The 16,715-nt window shown below is 59.4% G+C and carries 17 protein-coding genes and 1 tRNA gene; 16 read left to right on the forward strand and 2 right to left on the reverse strand.

Going from position 1 to position 16,715, the window contains the following annotated elements:
* The first annotated feature begins 10 nt into the window (after window positions 1-10).
* Genes G392_RS0102070 through greB form a run of 3 tightly spaced genes read left to right on the forward strand, consistent with a single transcriptional unit; the run spans window position 11 to window position 2,127 of the window.
* On the forward strand, window positions 11-883 hold the full coding sequence (locus G392_RS0102070; protein WP_027008884.1) for a lipid A biosynthesis lauroyl acyltransferase: 873 nt from the start codon (window positions 11-13) through the stop codon (window positions 881-883).
* On the forward strand, window positions 883-1,626 hold the full coding sequence (locus G392_RS0102075) for a HesA/MoeB/ThiF family protein (RefSeq protein WP_027008885.1): 744 nt from the start codon (window positions 883-885) through the stop codon (window positions 1,624-1,626). The genes G392_RS0102070 and G392_RS0102075 overlap by 1 nt, the downstream gene beginning before the upstream one ends.
* 9 nt (window positions 1,627-1,635) lie before the next feature.
* The gene (gene greB, locus G392_RS0102080; RefSeq protein ID WP_027008886.1) at window positions 1,636-2,127 is read left to right on the forward strand and encodes a transcription elongation factor GreB; all 492 of its coding nucleotides are present in this window, start codon (window positions 1,636-1,638) and stop codon (window positions 2,125-2,127) included.
* 33 nt (window positions 2,128-2,160) lie between these two features.
* On the opposite strand, the gene G392_RS0102085 is transcribed toward greB, so the two are convergent.
* Window positions 2,161-3,144: a tRNA dihydrouridine synthase gene (locus G392_RS0102085; protein ID WP_027008887.1), complete on the reverse strand. Its 984-nt coding sequence runs from the start codon at window positions 3,142-3,144 to the stop codon at window positions 2,161-2,163.
* A gap of 17 nt (window positions 3,145-3,161) precedes the next feature.
* Window positions 3,162-4,559, reverse strand: a complete 1,398-nt coding sequence (gene hemN / locus G392_RS0102090; RefSeq protein ID WP_027008888.1) for an oxygen-independent coproporphyrinogen III oxidase — start codon at window positions 4,557-4,559, stop codon at window positions 3,162-3,164.
* A 119-nt stretch (window positions 4,560-4,678) separates the two neighbouring features.
* Here hemN and fnr point away from each other — a divergent pair, with 119 nt between their 5' ends.
* The 13 genes from fnr (at window position 4,679) to G392_RS0102150 (ending at window position 16,712) form a co-directional block, all read left to right on the forward strand.
* On the forward strand, window positions 4,679-5,428 hold the full coding sequence (gene fnr, locus G392_RS11850; protein ID WP_034334149.1) for a fumarate/nitrate reduction transcriptional regulator Fnr: 750 nt from the start codon (window positions 4,679-4,681) through the stop codon (window positions 5,426-5,428).
* Between the two features lie 6 nt (window positions 5,429-5,434).
* Complete coding sequence (gene mutY / locus G392_RS0102100; RefSeq protein WP_027008889.1) at window positions 5,435-6,481, forward strand: A/G-specific adenine glycosylase; 1,047 nt, start codon at window positions 5,435-5,437, stop codon at window positions 6,479-6,481.
* A 99-nt stretch (window positions 6,482-6,580) separates the two neighbouring features.
* On the forward strand, window positions 6,581-8,173 hold the full coding sequence (locus G392_RS0102105) for a glycerol-3-phosphate dehydrogenase/oxidase (protein WP_027008890.1): 1,593 nt from the start codon (window positions 6,581-6,583) through the stop codon (window positions 8,171-8,173).
* 211 nt (window positions 8,174-8,384) lie between these two features.
* A complete protein-coding gene (glpK, locus tag G392_RS11855; protein ID WP_281168313.1) occupies window positions 8,385-9,557 on the forward strand; it encodes a glycerol kinase GlpK in 1,173 nt (390 codons plus the stop codon).
* Entirely contained in the window at window positions 9,542-9,880 is a 339-nt protein-coding gene (locus tag G392_RS14350) for an FGGY-family carbohydrate kinase (RefSeq protein ID WP_281168314.1), read from the forward strand. Before glpK ends, G392_RS14350 begins: the two co-directional genes overlap by 16 nt.
* A 207-nt stretch (window positions 9,881-10,087) precedes the next feature.
* Window positions 10,088-10,837 carry an MIP/aquaporin family protein gene (locus G392_RS0102115; protein ID WP_027008891.1) on the forward strand — a complete coding sequence of 250 codons (750 nt, stop codon included), beginning with the start codon at window positions 10,088-10,090 and terminating at the stop codon, window positions 10,835-10,837.
* 85 nt (window positions 10,838-10,922) lie between these two features.
* Window positions 10,923-11,567 (forward strand): 5-oxoprolinase subunit PxpB, encoded by a 645-nt coding sequence (gene pxpB / locus G392_RS0102120; RefSeq protein WP_027008892.1) that lies wholly within the window; start codon window positions 10,923-10,925, stop codon window positions 11,565-11,567.
* A 22-nt stretch (window positions 11,568-11,589) separates the two neighbouring features.
* Entirely contained in the window at window positions 11,590-12,519 is a 930-nt protein-coding gene (locus G392_RS0102125; RefSeq protein ID WP_027008893.1) for a 5-oxoprolinase subunit C family protein, read from the forward strand.
* A gap of 161 nt (window positions 12,520-12,680) precedes the next feature.
* Window positions 12,681-13,436, forward strand: a complete 756-nt coding sequence (gene pxpA, locus G392_RS0102130; RefSeq protein WP_027008894.1) for a 5-oxoprolinase subunit PxpA — start codon at window positions 12,681-12,683, stop codon at window positions 13,434-13,436.
* Window positions 13,437-13,475: 39 nt separating this feature from the next.
* Window positions 13,476-13,937, forward strand: a complete 462-nt coding sequence (locus G392_RS0102135; RefSeq protein ID WP_027008895.1) for an SRPBCC family protein — start codon at window positions 13,476-13,478, stop codon at window positions 13,935-13,937.
* A 183-nt stretch (window positions 13,938-14,120) separates the two neighbouring features.
* Window positions 14,121-15,152, forward strand: coding sequence for a Holliday junction branch migration DNA helicase RuvB (ruvB, locus tag G392_RS0102140; protein WP_027008896.1), 1,032 nt, complete (start codon window positions 14,121-14,123; stop codon window positions 15,150-15,152).
* A 9-nt stretch (window positions 15,153-15,161) separates the two neighbouring features.
* Window positions 15,162-16,535, forward strand: a complete 1,374-nt coding sequence (locus G392_RS0102145; RefSeq protein ID WP_027008897.1) for an FAD-binding oxidoreductase — start codon at window positions 15,162-15,164, stop codon at window positions 16,533-16,535.
* Window positions 16,536-16,635: 100 nt separating this feature from the next.
* Window positions 16,636-16,712 (forward strand) — tRNA-Met (locus G392_RS0102150).
* The last annotated feature ends 3 nt before the right edge of the window (window positions 16,713-16,715 follow it).

Below are 16,715 nucleotides of genomic sequence, written 5' to 3' on the forward strand. Positions count from 1 at the left end.
GGGCAATCCGATGAAAACCGCTTTTTTCATCTTGAATTTGATTCGCTTGCTGCCGCGCCCTGCCCTGCTGCTGCTGGCACGTGCGTTGGGGTGCTTGGCATATTGGCTGGTCATTCCGCGCCGACGGGTCGGCTTGGTCAATCTGCGTTTGTGTTTTCCGCAATTAACGGACGGCGAGCGCAAGAAAATCTTAAAAAAACACTTTTTCCACATGGCATTGCTGATTTTGGAATACGGGCTGTGCTGGTATGCGCCCGCCGCAACAATCCGCCGCTTGGTTGATGTTCACGACCAACATTATTTGGACGAATATTTGGCGCAGCAACGCCCCGTGATTTTGCTTTATCCCCACTTTACTGCGTTTGAACTGGCGGTTTTCGCGCTGAATCAAGACCTTCCTCTGACCAGCGTGTATTCGCATCAGAAAAATCCGCTTTTGGACGAACAAATCTTGCGCGGACGACACCGTTATCAAAACGTGTTTTTGGTCGGGCGCACAGAAGGCTTGCGTTCGGTGGTGCGGCGGCTGCGCGATTGCCCCGATGCGCCCCTGCTGTATTTGCCCGACCAAGATTTTGGCGTGCAAAATTCGGTGTTTGCCGATTTTTTCAGCGTCCCCGCAGCCACCACGACGGGGCTGGCGCGTTTGGCGCGGATGACGGGAGCTGCGGTTGTGCCCGTGGTGGCACGGCGTTTGCCGAACGGTCGGGCGCAATTGCGTTTTTATCCCGCGTGGACGGATTTTCCGTCTGAAAATGCGCCGGACGATGCGCGGCGCATGAATGCTTTTATCGAAGCGCGGGTGCGGGAAATGCCCGAGCAGTATTTTTGGCTGCACAAGCGTTTTAAAACGCGTCCGCAGGGCGAATCGGGGGTATATTGATGAATGATAATCAATTGTTGCGTTACAGCCGTCATATTTTGCTGGACGAAATCGGCATTGGCGGGCAGGAAAAATTGTTGTCGGCAACGGTGTTGGTGGTCGGCTGCGGCGGTTTGGGCAATGCTGCCCTGCCCTATCTGGCGGCGGCGGGGGTCGGCACGCTGATTGTTGCCGATGACGATATTACCGACCAAACCAATTTGCAACGTCAAATTTGTTTTGCCGAACAAGACATCGGGCGCGGCAAAGCGCAAGCCCTTGCCGATTTTTTGCGAAGCCGCAACGGCGATTGCCGTGTTGAAGCCCGCGCCGAGCGACTTGATGCCGCTTCGCTTGCCGCCTTGTTGCCACGCTGTGATGCGGTGCTGGATTGTTGCGATAATTTTGCCACCCGTCATGCCATAAACGCGGCGGCGGTGGTGGCGAACGTGCCTTTGGTTTCCGGCGCGGCAGTCGGTTTTGCGGGGCAATGGGCGGTGTTCCGCCCGCAACAGGGCTGTTATGCCTGTTTGTTCGGCGTGGAAACGGCTGCTGAACAAGCCTGTGCGACTTTCGGCGTGTTTTCGCCGCTTGTCGGCATGGTCGGCACGGCGCAAGCGGCGGCGGTGCTGAATCTGCTGACCGGCGCGCCGCCAAGTGAAAATCTGCTGCACTGCTGCGATGCACGGCGCGGTACTTGGCAAACTTTCCGCTTCGCCCGCAATCCCGATTGCCCCGTTTGCAGTCAAGCATCTAATTATTAAAGGTATCTTATGTCAGAATTGCCGAAAAACTACATCACCCCTGCCGGCTGGCAGGCACTGAAAGACGAGCTTTACCGCTTGGTACACAAAGAACGCCCCGAAATCGTTCAAATCGTCAATTGGGCGGCGGGCAACGGCGACCGCAGCGAAAACGGCGATTATCTCTACGGCAAACGCCGAATGCGCGAAATCGACCGCCGCATCCGCTTTCTTACCAAACGTTTGGAACGTGCCGAAGTGGTGGACCCCGAAACCCGCGAACCCACCGACCAAGTGTTTTTCGCGGCAACCGTTGAATTATTGCGTGAAGACGGCACGGAACAAACCGTGCAAATTGTCGGCGAAGACGAAATCGACACGCCCCGCAACAAAATTTCATGGCGTTCGCCGCTTGCCCGCGCCCTGATTAAAGCCCGCGAAGGCGATTGCGTGTGGCTGAACACGGGCGACAAGCGCGAAGAAATCGAAATTTTGTCGGTGCGTTATCAGAAAATCGAATAATGGCGAAACGGGAACGCGATGTGCGGATTCCCGTCAAAAAACGGCGTTTGCCAATGTGCGGCGGATGGCATCGGTGTCCGATTGTTTGCGGATGCGTTCAAACAGCGTTTGCGCTTCGGGATAGGCATGCTTCATCATGCCCAGCCACTGTTTCAGTCGCGCCGCCGCGTATTTGCCCTGCGGTTCGTGCTGCACGCACAGCTCGACAAAATCCCTTATCCATTGCAACACTTCATCACCGAAAACGGCGGCATCAGCCGCTTGTTTTTGCTCGAAACGCCGAATTTGCCGCGCCAAATCGGGGCGCATCACCGCGCCGCGCCCCAGCATGATGTGCGTGCAGCCGCTTGTTTCGCGAATGGCGCGGTAGTCGTCCAGCGTGAACACGTCGCCGTTGGCGGCTACGGGAATATTGACGTGTTCGCGAATCCGCCGCAGCCACAACCAATCGGCGGGCGGCGTGTAGCCCTGCACTTTGGTGCGGGCGTGGACGGTGAGCAGCGATGCGCCGCCTGCGGCGATGGCGGCGGCGTTGTCCAAAGCCAAATCGGTGTTTTCGTAACCCAAACGCATTTTTGCCGTCAAAACAATGTGTGCGGGCAGGGCTTGGCGCACGCTGCGGACAATGCCGTGTATCCGTTCCGGCTCTTTCAGCAGCACCGCGCCGCCCTGATGCTTATTGACGGTGGGCGCGGGGCAGCCGAAATTCAAATCAATGTGTTCTGCGCCGAAACGCACGGCTTCACAGGCGTTTTGCGCCATCATGTCGGGGTCGCTGCCGAGCAGTTGCACCGCGCAAGGCGTGCCTGCGGGCGTGCGGTTGGCGTGTGCCAGTTCGGGAACGTGGCGCAGCCACGCGGCGCGGCCGTGCACGGTGTGGGTGATGCGGACGAATTCGCTGACACAGCCGTCATAGCCGCCGATGCGGGTGAGCAGGTCGCGCATCACGGGGTCGCACAAGCCCTGCATGGGCGCGAGCAAAAGCGAAACCGGGGTGGGGCAAACAGTTTCTGACATGGTTTTTATGCGCTTTATCAAACCGTTTGCGAATATTTGGCTGCGGTTTCTTTGTGGCGCAGGTGGTAATCGAACACCATGGCGATGTTGCGGATGAGAAAACGCCCTTTGGCGCTGACGCGCAGTCCTTTGTCGTCCATGTTCAGCAAGCCGAGTTTTGCCAATCCGCGCAAATCGTCCAGCTCGGTGGCGAAGTAGTTGGCAAACGGTGCGCCCGCTTCGCTTTCGTAGTCGGCAAAATCCAGTGCGAAACGGCACATCAAATCCTGAATCAGGCGGCGGCGCAGCACGTCGTCGCGGTTCAAGCGGTAGCCGCGCAACACGGGCAGATGCCCCGCATCGATGGCGGCGTAGTACCGGCTCAAATCTTTTTCGTTTTGGCTGTAGGTGTCGCCGACCTTGCCGATGGACGACACGCCCACCGCCACCAAGTCGCAATCGGCATGGGTGGAATAGCCCTGAAAATTGCGCTGCAAACGCCCTTCGCGCAGCGCAATTGCCAGCTCGTCATCGGGCTTGGCAAAATGGTCCATGCCGATAAACACATAGCCGCGCTCGTCCAACAGGCGCACGGCGTATTGCAGAATGTCCAATTTTTCTTCGCTGTCCGGCACGACGGCGGTGTCGATGCGCCGTTGCGGTTTGAAAACGTGCGGCAGGTGGGCGTAGTGGTAGAGCGCGATACGGTCGGGGTCGAGCGAAAGCACGGTGTCCAAAGTGGGCTTGATGCTGTCGCGGCTTTGGTGCGGCAGTCCGTAAATCAAGTCCACGCTCACCGATTTGAAGCCCGCTTCCCGCGCCGCGTCAATCACGGTGCGCGTTTCGTCAAGGCTTTGAATGCGGTTGACGGCGGCTTGGACTTTGGGGTCGAAGTCCTGAATGCCCACGCTCATGCGGTTGAATCCGAGCTTGCCCAGCTTGTGCACGCTTTCGCGGCTGACCTTGCGCGGGTCGATTTCGATGGAATATTCGCCTTCCGACACCAGCGCGAAGTGGCGGCGAATCATGCCGAATACGCGCTCAAGCTGTTCATCGCTCAAAAAAGTGGGCGTGCCGCCGCCAAAATGCAGTTGCGCCAAAGGGTGCTTTCCGCCCAAATGCGGCGCAAGCAGGGCGAATTCCCGCTCCAAGTAGTCCAAATAGGCATCGGCGCGGCTTTTGTCTTTGGTGATGATTTTGTTGCAACCGCAGTAATAGCAAATGGTTGTGCAAAACGGAATGTGCAGGTACAGCGAAACGGGGGTATCGGCACCGGCAAGGCTGCGGTGCAGGGTGTCGAGGTATTCGCTTTCGCCAAACTGCTGGTGAAAACGGTCGGCGGTGGGGTAGGACGTGTAGCGCGGGCCGGTGGCGGGCAGGGACGCAATCAGCTTGCGGTCGAAATCCAAGCGCGGGGTAAAGGCAACGGTTTGCATGGTGTTTGTTTTGTTATGGGGCAAATTTTGTTAGAATAGGTTTATTTTTATAACAGTGCTTTGATTTATGTCAATTGCAAATTTTGAGTTTTGCAATCACACCTGCGCTTCACATTCTTATGCCCAAATCCCCCTGCCACCACAAAACCGAATGCGCTCATTGCTCTTTGCGCGAATTGTGTCTGCCTGTCGGCTTCCGTGCCGATGATTTCCGCCAGCTTGACGATTTAATCCGCCAAAGCCGCCGTTTGAAAAAAGGCGAGCATTTGTTTCATGCGGGCGAAAATTTCGTGTCGCTGTATGCGGTGCGGACGGGTTTTTTCAAAACGGCGGTCGGCACGCAGGACGGACGCGACCAAGTAACGGGCTTTTTCATGTCGGGCGAGCTGATGGGCATGGACGGCATTTATGCCAACCGCCACACCTGCGATGCCGTTGCGCTGGAAGACGGCGAAGTGTGCGAGCTGCCTTTTGACTGCTTGGAAGAGCTGGGCAGACGGCTGCCGCTTTTGCACACCCATTTCATGCGCCTGATGAGCCGCGAAATCGTCCGCGACCAAAGCGTGATGCTGCTGCTGGGCAATATGCGCGCGGAAGAGCGTTTGGCGGCGTTTTTGCTGAACCTGTCGCAACGGCTGCACGCGCGCGGCTTCGCTGCCAACGATTTTATTTTGCGTATGTCGCGGGAGGAAATCGGCAGCTTTTTGGGGCTGAAGCTGGAAACGGTGAGCCGCACCCTGTCGCGCTTTAATCAGGAAGGCTGGATTGCGGTGGAACACAAACACATCCGTTTGCTGCGCCCCCATGCCCTGCAAGACTTGGTTTCCGGCTACGAAAGCCGCAGCCGCAACAGCATTACCCGTATTTGAGCCGCCATGCCCCATTCACCGTCTTTTGCCTGCCGCCTGATTGCGTGGCAGAAAACATCGGGCCGGCACGGCTTGGCGTGGCAGGTGTCCGACCCCTATTGCGTGTGGCTGTCGGAAATCATGTTGCAGCAAACGCAGGTTGCCACCGTGTCTGCCTATTATCCGCGTTTTCTTGCCGCTTTTCCGAACGTGCATGCGCTGGCGGCGGCGGCGCAGGACGAAGTCTTGGCATTGTGGGCGGGCTTGGGCTACTACAGCCGCGCCCGCAACCTGCACAAAGCGGCGCAACAAATCGTGTCGGACTTCGGCGGCACATTTCCGGCGGAGCGGCGCGAATTGGAAACCCTGTGCGGGGTCGGACGCAGCACCGCCGCCGCCATTGCCGCGTTTGCCTTCAAGCAGCGCGAAACGATTTTGGACGGCAACGTCAAACGGGTGCTGTGCCGCGTGTTCGCACTGGACGGCAATCCCGCCGACAAAGCCTTCGAGCAGCAACTGTGGACGGTGGCGGAAAGCCTGTTGCCCGAGTGTGCGGATGACATGCCCGCCTACACGCAAGGCCTGATGGATTTGGGCGCAACCGTATGCAAACGCAGCAAGCCCGATTGCCCCGCCTGCCCGATGACCGACATCTGCCAAGCAAAAGCACAAAACCGCACCGCCGAACTGCCGCGCCGCAAAGTGTCCGCCGCCGTGCCGGAAGTACCGCTCTTTTGGCTGAAGCTGACCAACGGCAAGGGCGAAATCCTGCTGGTCAAACGTCCGCAACAGGGCATTTGGGCGGGCTTGTACTGTCTGCCCTGTTTTGATGACGAAACGGCACTGCACCGCTTTGCCGCCGCTTGGGGCATTGCGCCCGTGCACTTGCGGGCCGACACGCCCGTCAAACACCGCCTGACCCACCGTTTGTTGCGGATTGCGCCGTTTGCGGCAACATTGCCCGACCCACACCCAACTCCTGAGTGCAACGGCACATGGGTATCGGCAAACGCCTTGGCAAACCACGGTCTGCCCAAGCCGCTCGCCCGCTACCTTGCCCCGTCCAATCTTTAATTCCCGCAAAAACAACATTCCGTATCTGCCCCCTTGCCCGTGTCGGAACGAATGGTGTAGATTTACGCCCAATCAAAACTGTGCGGCACAATCACCGATATGGACAGAATCTCTCACTTGGCACAACTGGACGGACACACCGTCTGGGACATCATTATCATCGGCGGCGGCGCCACCGGCTTGGGTATCGCGCTGGACGCGGCAACACGCGGCTACCGCACCCTGCTGCTGGAAGCCCGCGACTTCGCCAAAGGCACCTCCAGCCGCTCCACCAAACTGCTGCACGGCGGCGTGCGCTATCTGGCGCAAGGCAACATCGATTTGGTGATGGAAGCCCTGCGCGAACGCGGACGCTTGGCGCAAAACGCCCCGCATCTTTTTCACAAACAGCCCTTTATCATTCCCTGCCGCAGCACCTGCGATGCCGCCTACTACACCGCCGGCCTGTGGCTCTACGACCGCTTGGCGGGCAAACGCGGCATCGGGCGCACCCGCTACTTGGGCGGCAGCGAAGCCCGCCGCCGCATGAGCGCGGTCAAAAGCGAACGGCTCGCCGCCGCCGTCTGCTATTTTGACGGACAATTTGACGATGCCCGCCTTGCCGTCAGCCTGGCGCAAACCGTTGCCGACCACGGCGGCACGGTATTGAATTACTGCGCCGTTACCGCCCTGCAAAAAGACGCTTCGGGCAATGTCTGCGGCGTGCGCTGCCGCGATGAGTTAAACGGCAAAGAATACCAATTATCGGCAAAATGCGTGGTGAACGCCGCCGGTGCGTTTGCCGACCAAGTCTTGGCTTGGGACACGCCCGCCGCCGCGCCGCGCATCTTGTTAAGTCAAGGCATTCATCTGGTCTTGGACGGCGGCTTCCTGCCCGGCACGGACGCGCTGATGGTGCCGAAAACCAGCGACGGGCGCGTGCTGTTCGCCATTCCCTGGCACGGCAAACTGCTGGCAGGCACCACTGACACCGCCGTTCCCGCCGCCGATTACGAACCCCAACCCCTGCCCGAAGAAATCCGTTTTATTTTGGACACGCTGTCCGAATACTTAAACCGCGCCCCCACCCTTGCGGACGTGAAAAGCGTGTTTGTCGGACTGCGCCCGCTTGTCAAACCCGCCAACGCCGCGCAAAGCAGCAAAGAAGTGTCGCGCAGCCATGTGGTGGAAGTGAGCGCATCGGGCTTGGTCAATATTTTCGGCGGCAAATGGACGACCTACCGCCAAATGGCGCAAGACGGCATTGACAAAGCCATCGCGCACGGACTGTTGCCCGCCGCGCCCTGCCGTACCGAAAACCTGCCCCTGCACGGCGCACACGGCGCAAAAGAAGGTTTCGGCGAGTCGCGCCTGTCGGTGTACGGCGGCGATGCGGAACAAATCACCGCTTTGGAACAAAGCGATGACAAACTCGCCCAACGCCTGCACCCCGACCACCCCTACACCTACGCGCAAGTGCAATGGGCGGTGCGCCACGAAGCGGCGCAAACTTTGGAAGACGTGTTGGCGCGGCGCATCAGGCTGCTGTTTTTGGACGCCGCCGCCGCCATCGCCGCCGCGCCCGACACCGCCGCCTTTATCGGCACGCTGGCGGGCTGGGACGAAACGCGGGTGCGCCGCGAATGCGAAAACTTTGTTTCTTTGGCAAAACAGTATTTGCCGGACATTGATGAAAATACACCCGCCAATTGACGGATCAATTGCACGCCCTGCCGGAACAGCCGCACGAAGCGTATTTACGGCGGAAACACGCGCAGTAAGGGCAGTTTGCGCAGCAAACCTGTTCCCGCAGCCGCTTTTCTTTGCTTACTTTCTTTGGCGGAACAAAGAAAGTAAGCCGCCGTCAGGCGGAAACACCCAAACAATACACAACCTTTTCCAACACCACCCATCGGGAGTAATCATGACCCAATACATCATCGCCCTCGACCAAGGCACGACTTCCTCACGCGCCATCGTGTTTGACCGCGCCGGCAGCATCGTCAATGTCGCGCAAAAAGACTTCACCCAACACTTCCCCGAACCGGGCTGGGTGGAACACGACCCGCACGAAATCTGGAGCTCGCAGGTATCCGTGTTGAGCGAAGTCATCGCCAAAACCGACATTCCCGCCGAAGAAATCGCCGCCGTCGGCATCACCAACCAGCGCGAAACCGCCCTGATTTGGGACAGAAACACCGGCGAACCGATTGCCAACGCCATCGTGTGGCAAGACCGCCGCACCGCCCGTTTCTGCGACACCTTGAAACAACCCTACGGCGAACTTATCCGCCGCAAAACCGGCTTGGTGATTGACGCGTATTTTTCCGCCAGCAAAATCCGTTGGCTGCTCGACAATGTGGCGGGCGCGCGCGAAAAAGCCGAGCGCGGCGAACTGGCGTTCGGCACGGTGGACACTTGGCTGGTATGGAAACTCACCGGCGGCAAAGCCCACGTTACCGACCCCAGCAACGCCAGCCGCACCATGCTGTTCAACATCCGCGACATGGCTTGGGACGATGAATTGCTGGAGATTTTCCAAGTGCCGCGTTCGCTGCTGCCTGAAGTCAAGTCCAGCAGCGAAATCTACGGCGAAGTGGACGCACGTTACATCAGTGGCGGCAAAGTGCCGATTGCGGGCATCGCGGGCGACCAGCAGGCAGCCTTGTTCGGACAAATGTGTACCGAAAAAGGCATGGTGAAAAACACCTACGGCACGGGCTGCTTCCTGCTGATGAACACCGGCGACAGCGTGGTGGAATCGCAAAACAATCTGCTGTCCACCGTGGCATGGCAAATCGGCGGCAAAACCACTTACGCGCTGGAAGGCGGCGTGTTTGTCGGCGGCGCGGCGGTGCAATGGGTGCGGGACGGACTGCGTTTGGTGCGCACCTCCGATGCCATCAACAGCCTTGCCGCCACCGTGGACGACAACGGCGGTGTGTATTTCGTTCCCTGCTTGGCGGGCATGGGCGCACCCTATTGGGACCAATACGCGCGAGGCACGATTTTGGGCATCACGCGCGGCACCACGGACGCACATATCGCCCCCGCGCCACTTTGGAAGGCATTGCCCTGCAAGTGTTTGACATTGTGAAAGCGATGGAAAAAGACGTGGGCGCGTCCACCAAAGAGTTCCGCGTGGACGGCGGCGCCAGTGCCAGCAACCTGCTGATGCAGATTCAGGCAGACGTGTTCCAGTTTGACATCGTGCGTCCGAAAGTGTTGGAAACCACCGCGCTGGGTGCGGCGTATCTGGCGGGCTTGGCGGTGGGCTTTTGGCGCGACACCGATGAAATCGCCAGCCAATGGCAGAAAGACCGCGTGTTCGCCCCCGAAATGAGCGCGGAACGTGCCGCCCATGTGCTGCATTATTGGCATAAGGCGGTGAAGGCGGCGCAAAACTGGATTGAGGAATAACGGACGGAACGCGCTTTCCCTTTTATCCCGTCATTCCCGCGCAGGCGGGAATCCAAGGGCGGTTTGCACCAACCGTTGTTTGATGAACAATTGTTCGGGCTTGAACTTGGATTCCCGCATTCGCAGGAATGACGGCAAGCAAGCGGCAGCGTTGCGGACACCCGCAAGGCTGCCTGAACACCCAATCACACAACAAGGAACAAGCAAATGAACCCCTTTACCGCAGAAATTTTGGGCACCGCGCTGCTGATTTTGCTCGGCAACGGCGTGGTTGCCGGCAGCGTGTTGAAAAACACCAAAATCGGCACGGGCGGCGGCTGGATGGTGATTACCACCGCTTGGGCGTTTGCCGTTTATGCCGCCGTGGTGGTGGCGGGGCCCGCATCGGGCGCACACCTGAACCCCGCCGTCAGCATCGGTTTGGCAACGGCAGGGCTGTTTGAATGGGCGCAAGTGCCGATGTACATTGCCGCGCAATTTATCGGCGCGATGCTGGGCGCGGTCTTGGTCTGGCTGTTTTACGGCGACCATTTCGCCATCACCGAAGACGAAGGCGCAAAACGCGCCTGTTTCTGCACCGAACCGGCGATTCGCAATCTGCCGCGCAATTTTTTCAATGAAGCGATGGGCGCGTTTGTGTTGCTGCTGGTGATTTTCTACATTGTCGGTAGCGGCGAAATCACCCTGCCGCAACAAGATGCCGCCACGCCCATCGGTTTGGGTTCGCTGGGCGCGTTGCCGGTGGCGATTTTGGTGTGGGTCATCGGTTTGAGCTTGGGCAGCACCACCGGCTACGCCATCAATCCCGCCCGCGACGGCGGCCCGCGTATCGTTTTGACCCTGCTGGGCAACAAGCTCGGCGGCGTGAAGCCCGATTGGGGCTACGGCATTGTGCCTTTGACCGCGCCCATTGTCGGTGCGGTGGCGGCGGCGCTGCTGTTTTTGCTGTTAAAATAAACGCCACCGGAGTGCGAAGGCGTGTTTCCGCATCGGAACACGCCTTTTATGCACAAGAAAACACTTGAACCATAAGGGATAAGCAATGCTCACCCTCACCCCCGTCAGCGAAAACGCCCTGCTCTGCCAACACGATGCCGCCCCCGATTTGGCGGCGCAACGCCGATGGTGGGCGTTGGCAAACGCCGCCGACCGTCTGCCCGAAGTGGCGGAAAGCGTGGTCGGCATGAACAATCTGACCGTCTTCGTTCACGACAACGCCTGTGCGCACGCCCTTGCCGATGCCCTGAACGCCCTGTGGACACAAGCCGAAGCATCGGATTTTCAAGGAAAACATGTGGACATTCCCGTGCATTACGGCGGCGCGTGCGGCGAAGATTTGGCGGCGGTGGCGGCGCATCACGGCATCAGCCCCGCCGAAGTGGTGGCACGCCACACCGCGCCCGTGTACACCGTGTTTATGATGGGCTTCCAGCCCGGATTTCCCTATTTGGGCGGGCTGCCCGAACACCTGCACACGCCGCGCCGCGCCGTGCCGCGCACCCAAGTGGCGGCGGGTTCGGTCGGCATCGGCGGCAGCCAAACGGGGGTGTATCCCTTTGCCTCGCCGGGCGGCTGGCAGATTATCGGGCGCACCGAACTGCCCCTGTTCAACGCCGCCGCCGAACCGCCCGTCTTGCTGGCGGCGGGCGACACCGTGTCGTTTGTCGCCGCATCGCTGGACATTTGAACGCTGCCTGAAAGCCGAAAACATGATTACCGTACTGGATATTTCCGCCCCCGCCGCCGTACAAGATTTGGGACGTTTCGGACTGCGCCGCTTCGGCATCGGACACGCCGGCGCGATGGACACCCTCGCCCTACGCGCCGGCAACCTGCTGCTGGGCAACCCCGAAACCGCCGCCGCCGTAGAAATCGCGCTCGGCGGCATGGCCGTCCGCTTTGAACGCGACAGCACATTTTGCATCACCGGCGCACTGTATCAAGGCGATTTGGACGGCGAAGCCGTGCATTCCTACTGGCGTTACGGCGCACGGCGCGGACAAACCCTGCGCCTGACCCGCGCCGTTCACGGCATGTACGGCTATTTGTGCGTGCGCGGCGGCATCAACGCCCCCGACACGCTCGGCGCGAAAAGCACCGACCTGAACGCCGCTTTCGGCGGACTGCACGGACGTTTGCTGCAAGCGGGCGACACCCTGCCGCTTGCGGGCGACGATGCGCTGCTGCCGCGATTGGGCATTGCCCCCATCGGCTTCAGCAATCATATTCACGCACTGATTTCTTCGGAATACCAACACTTTACCCGCAAAGCGCATTACCGTTTCTGGCAAAACGCATGGACGCTGCAAAGCAACAGCAACCGCATGGGCTACCGCTTCGGCGGCGGCGTGCTGGAACGCGCCCGCGACGTGGAGATGCCGTCCCACGCCGTCCAGTTCGGCACGGTGCAGGTGCCGCCCAACGGCCAGCCCATTGTTTTGATGGCGGACTGCCAAACCACCGGCGGCTATCCGAAAATCGCCTGTGTCGCCCAAGCCGATTTGGGGCGTTTGGCGCAAATCCGCTTCGGCGGCAGCGTGCGTTTCCACATCGCCACCGCCGAAGAAGCCGCCAAACTGCGCCGCCGCAACGAAGCCTATTTAAACCAAATCCGCATGATTGTGCGGGAGAAATGTTAGACGCAATTGAACACCCGCCGTCATTCCCGCGAATGCGGGAATCCAGCGTACCATTGCGCCAAGTCAGGTTTTAACGGCATTCGTTTGCCGCCCGCTTGGATTCCCGCCTACGCGGGAATGACGGCATTTTTTATCATATTTGATTTATTTCGGGAAACAAAATGACGACCGTAGATTTGAACGCCGACCTTGCCGAAGGCTGCGGCAACGACCGCGCATTATTGCAATACGTTACGTCCGCCAATCTGTGTTGCGGCATACACGCGGGCGGCGCGGCGCACATCGCCGCCGCGCTGGCATGGGCGAAAGCGGAAAACGTCCGCATCGGCGCACACCCGTCCTTTCCCGACCGCGACAACTTCGGACGCAAAAACATGGCGTTGCCGCCCGATGAATTACGCGCATGGCTGCGCTACCAACTGGGCGCAACGGCGGCATTGTGCCGTGCGGCGGGCGTGGCGATGGCGTATGTGAAACCGCACGGCGCACTCTACAACCAAGCCGCGCAAGACCCCGAATTGGCGCGGCTGATTGCCGAAACCGTGCGCGGATTTGACCCCGCGCTGCGCCTGATGGCACTTTCAGGCAGCCTGCTGCTGCAGGCGGGACGGGAAGCGGGTTTGGGCGTGATTTCCGAAGTGTTTGCCGACCGCCGCTATCTGCCCGACGGCAGCTTGGTGCCGCGCAGCCGCGCCGATGCACAGATTGACAACGATGAGGAAGCAGTCGCGCAGGTCTTGCAAATGGTGCGCGAAGGCACGGTAACAGCAACGGACGGCAGCCGCGTTCCCGTCCGCGCCGACAGCGTTTGCCTGCACGGGGACGGCGCACACGCGCTGGAATTTGCCGCTTTGATTCGCAAGGCATTGGAACAAAACGGCATTGAAATCCGTGCCGAAAATTTTCAGGTAGCCTGAAAACCATTTATTCAAACTTCTTTAAAGCGGATTGCACCGATGCCGAATATCCAAGCCGAACAAACCATCAATGCGCCGATTGCGCGGGTTTATGAAATTTCTCAAGATTATTCCGTGCGTTATGAATGGGACCCTTTCCCCGATTATCTGCGTAATCTGGACGGCGGCAACGGCATGCCGTTTGTGGGGCGCGAAGTGGAAGGGCGTGCCAAATCGGGCGTGTTTATGCGCGTGCGTTTTGTGCGCGTGAAAGCGCCGGAAGTGGCGGCGATTACGATGGTAAAAGGCCCGATATTTTTGGAGAAATTTGCCGGTTCGTGGCGGTTTCGCGCCCTTTCCGACCATCAAACTCTGGCGCGTTTCAGTTATTCCCTGTCTGCGCCCGCGTGGTGCGCGTGGCTGCTTAATCCATTGATGCGCTATTATTTTTCCCGTGTGGTGGCGCAACGCTTATCGGGTTTGAAACGCTATTGCGAAGCGCAATGCCCGATTGGGCATTGATTCGCCAAGCGTCAGGGCGCGTCATCAATTAAACTTTTTACCACAAATCAGCACCATACAAAACACCGTCATGCCCACGCAGGCGGGAATCCACTGCCTGATGTTTGTGAAGCGGTGTTTTTCGGTTGGGATACGGGCGGAATAAGGCGTTATAATTCGTGTTTTTTTCGTACCACGCCCGCCATGCTCCACACCGACCCCATCACCGCCGCCCGCCCCGAACGCATCATCGCCCCGCAAAAGCTGTCGGCGCAGGAAGAACAGCTCGAACGCGCCCTGCGCCCGAAAAGCCTGGCCGACTACATCGGTCAGCACAAAGCGAAAGAACAACTGGCGATTTTTATTCAGGCAGCCCGTCAGCGCGGCGATGCGCTTGACCACACTTTATTGTTCGGGCCGCCCGGCTTGGGCAAAACCACGCTCGCCAACATCATCGCCCGCGAACTGGGCGTGAACCTGCGCCAAACCTCCGGCCCCGTGCTGGAACGCGCGGGCGACTTGGCGGCCTTGCTCACCAATCTGGAGCCGCACGATGTGTTGTTTATTGACGAAATCCACCGCTTAAGCCCTGTGGTGGAAGAGATTTTGTATCCCGCTTTGGAAGACTTCCAGTTGGACATCATGATAGGCGAAGGGCCGGCGGCGCGGTCGGTGAAAATTGATTTGCCGCCGTTTACGCTGGTGGGCGCGACCACCCGCGCGGGCATGCTCACCAATCCCCTGCGCGACCGTTTCGGCATCGTGGCACGGCTGGAGTTTTACCAAGCCGATGACTTGGCAACGATTGTGCGCCGTTCCGCCGCCCTGCTGAACATGGATTTGGACGAAGCGGGCGCGGACGAAATCGCCCGCCGCAGCCGTGGCACGCCGCGCATCGCCAACCGCCTGTTGCGGCGCGTGCGCGACTATGCCGAAGTGAAACACGGCGGGCGCATCAGCGCGGACATTGCCGATGCCGCGCTCACGCTGCTGGACGTGGACAGTGCCGGTTTGGACATGATGGACAGGAAATTTCTGGACGCGGTGCTGCACAAATTCGGCGGCGGGCCGGTGGGCTTGGACAACGTCGCCGCCGCCATCGGCGAAAGCAGCGACACGATTGAAGACGTGATTGAGCCTTATCTGATTCAACAGGGCTTGTTGCAGCGCACCCCGCGCGGACGCATGGCAACCGAGCGAACCTACCACCATTTCGGCATCCAACCAAGCGCATAAAGGCACACCATGTCCCCCGAAGCCCTAAAAAAACACCTGCAAACCCTTGTTCCCGAACACACATTTGTCGCCGACCCCGAACCCCTGTTCACCGACCAGCGCCGCCGCTACCGCAGCCGCAACGCCCTTGCCCTGATGCCCGACAGCGTGGAAAACGTGCAAAAAATCATGCGTTTCTGCCACGAACACCGCATTCCCGTTACTCCGCAGGGCGGCAACACCGGCTTGGTGGGCGGCAGCGTGGCACAGGGCGGCGTGCTGCTCAACCTCTCGCGCCTGAACCGCGTCCGCCGCATCTCTTTGCCCGACAACGCCATCACCGTGGAAGCGGGCTGCACGCTGGCACAGGTTCAGGCAGCCGCGCAACAAATCGGACGGCTGTTTCCGCTTGATTTGGCGAGCGCGGGCAGTTGCCAAATCGGCGGCAACATCGCCTGCAACGCGGGCGGTTTGAACGTGTTGCGTTACGGCACCATGCGCGACTTGGTGCTGGGTTTGGAAGTGGTGTTGGCGGACGGCACACTGCTGTCGCATCTTGAACCTTTGCACAAAAACACAACGGGTTACGACATCAAACACCTGTTTATCGGCAGCGAAGGCACGCTCGGCATCATCACCGCCGCCGCCTTGAAACTGTTTGCCCGCCCGCGCCAAACCGCTACCGCATGGGTCGGTGTGCGCGACATTGCCCAAGCCCTTGATTTATTAACGTCCGTGCGCGATGCCTTTGCCGGGCGTTTGCTCAGTTGCGAACTGTTGAGCCGCTTCGCGCTGGACTTGTCCGCCCGCCACAGCAAAATCCCGCAACCCCTTGATGCCGAATGGCATCTGCTGCTGGAACTGGACGACAGCCTGCCCGAACCGCCGCTTGAAACCGCTTTGGGCGAACACCTGTACGCGCACGGTTTTGCCGATGCGGTGCTGGCGCAATCCGAAGCACAACGGCGCGACTTGTGGACGCTGCGCGAAAACGTTTCCGCCGCGCAACGCAGCTTGGGCGTGAGCATCAAACACGATATTGCCCTGCCAATTGAACGGCTTGCCGATTTTGTGCAAAACTGCGGGCGCAGGCTGGCTGAAGCCCTGCCCGCCGTTCAAATCGTGGTGTTCGGACATTTGGGGGACGGCTCGCTGCATTACAACACCTTTTTGCCCGACACGCTCGACAACCGCGCCTACCAACGCGAAGACGAAATCAACCGCTTGGTTTACCAACAGGTTTTGGCGCACGGCGGCAGCATCGCCGCCGAACACGGCATCGGGCGTTTGAAAACCGCGCACCTGCCCTCCGTGCGCGCGCCCGCCGAAATCGCGCTAATGCGTGCCATCAAAGCGCAGCTCGACCCGCACGGTATCTTGAATGCGGGCGTTTTGTTTGCCTGATTTTATTTTCAGAAAAATCAAAACTTCGTGATTTTCACAGCAAAATCATTTTGACAAAAACCGCGCTCACGGGTATAGTTCGGCGTTTTGAAGCTGTTGCGGCGAATTAGCTCAGTCGGTTAGAGCAGAGGAATCATAATCCTTGTGTCCGGGGTTCGAGTCCCTGATTCGCCACCATCA

The sequence above is a fragment of the Conchiformibius kuhniae DSM 17694 genome, assembly GCF_000428785.1.
GTDB lineage: Bacteria > Pseudomonadota > Gammaproteobacteria > Burkholderiales > Neisseriaceae > Conchiformibius > Conchiformibius kuhniae.

What these genes read in the sequence shown, in the direction of transcription:
- G392_RS0102070 (WP_027008884.1), top strand. Translation starts at nt 11, where the DNA reads ATGAAAACCGCTTTTTTCATCTTGAATTTGATTCGCTTGCTGCCGCGC.
- G392_RS0102075 (WP_027008885.1), top strand. Translation starts at nt 883, where the DNA reads ATGAATGATAATCAATTGTTGCGTTACAGCCGTCATATTTTGCTGGAC.
- greB (WP_027008886.1), top strand. Translation starts at nt 1,636, where the DNA reads ATGTCAGAATTGCCGAAAAACTACATCACCCCTGCCGGCTGGCAGGCA.
- G392_RS0102085 (WP_027008887.1), bottom strand. Translation starts at nt 3,144, where the DNA reads ATGTCAGAAACTGTTTGCCCCACCCCGGTTTCGCTTTTGCTCGCGCCC.
- hemN (WP_027008888.1), bottom strand. Translation starts at nt 4,559, where the DNA reads ATGCAAACCGTTGCCTTTACCCCGCGCTTGGATTTCGACCGCAAGCTG.
- fnr (WP_034334149.1), top strand. Translation starts at nt 4,679, where the DNA reads ATGCCCAAATCCCCCTGCCACCACAAAACCGAATGCGCTCATTGCTCT.
- mutY (WP_027008889.1), top strand. Translation starts at nt 5,435, where the DNA reads ATGCCCCATTCACCGTCTTTTGCCTGCCGCCTGATTGCGTGGCAGAAA.
- G392_RS0102105 (WP_027008890.1), top strand. Translation starts at nt 6,581, where the DNA reads ATGGACAGAATCTCTCACTTGGCACAACTGGACGGACACACCGTCTGG.
- glpK (WP_281168313.1), top strand. Translation starts at nt 8,385, where the DNA reads ATGACCCAATACATCATCGCCCTCGACCAAGGCACGACTTCCTCACGC.
- G392_RS0102115 (WP_027008891.1), top strand. Translation starts at nt 10,088, where the DNA reads ATGAACCCCTTTACCGCAGAAATTTTGGGCACCGCGCTGCTGATTTTG.
- pxpB (WP_027008892.1), top strand. Translation starts at nt 10,923, where the DNA reads ATGCTCACCCTCACCCCCGTCAGCGAAAACGCCCTGCTCTGCCAACAC.
- G392_RS0102125 (WP_027008893.1), top strand. Translation starts at nt 11,590, where the DNA reads ATGATTACCGTACTGGATATTTCCGCCCCCGCCGCCGTACAAGATTTG.
- pxpA (WP_027008894.1), top strand. Translation starts at nt 12,681, where the DNA reads ATGACGACCGTAGATTTGAACGCCGACCTTGCCGAAGGCTGCGGCAAC.
- G392_RS0102135 (WP_027008895.1), top strand. Translation starts at nt 13,476, where the DNA reads ATGCCGAATATCCAAGCCGAACAAACCATCAATGCGCCGATTGCGCGG.
- ruvB (WP_027008896.1), top strand. Translation starts at nt 14,121, where the DNA reads ATGCTCCACACCGACCCCATCACCGCCGCCCGCCCCGAACGCATCATC.
- G392_RS0102145 (WP_027008897.1), top strand. Translation starts at nt 15,162, where the DNA reads ATGTCCCCCGAAGCCCTAAAAAAACACCTGCAAACCCTTGTTCCCGAA.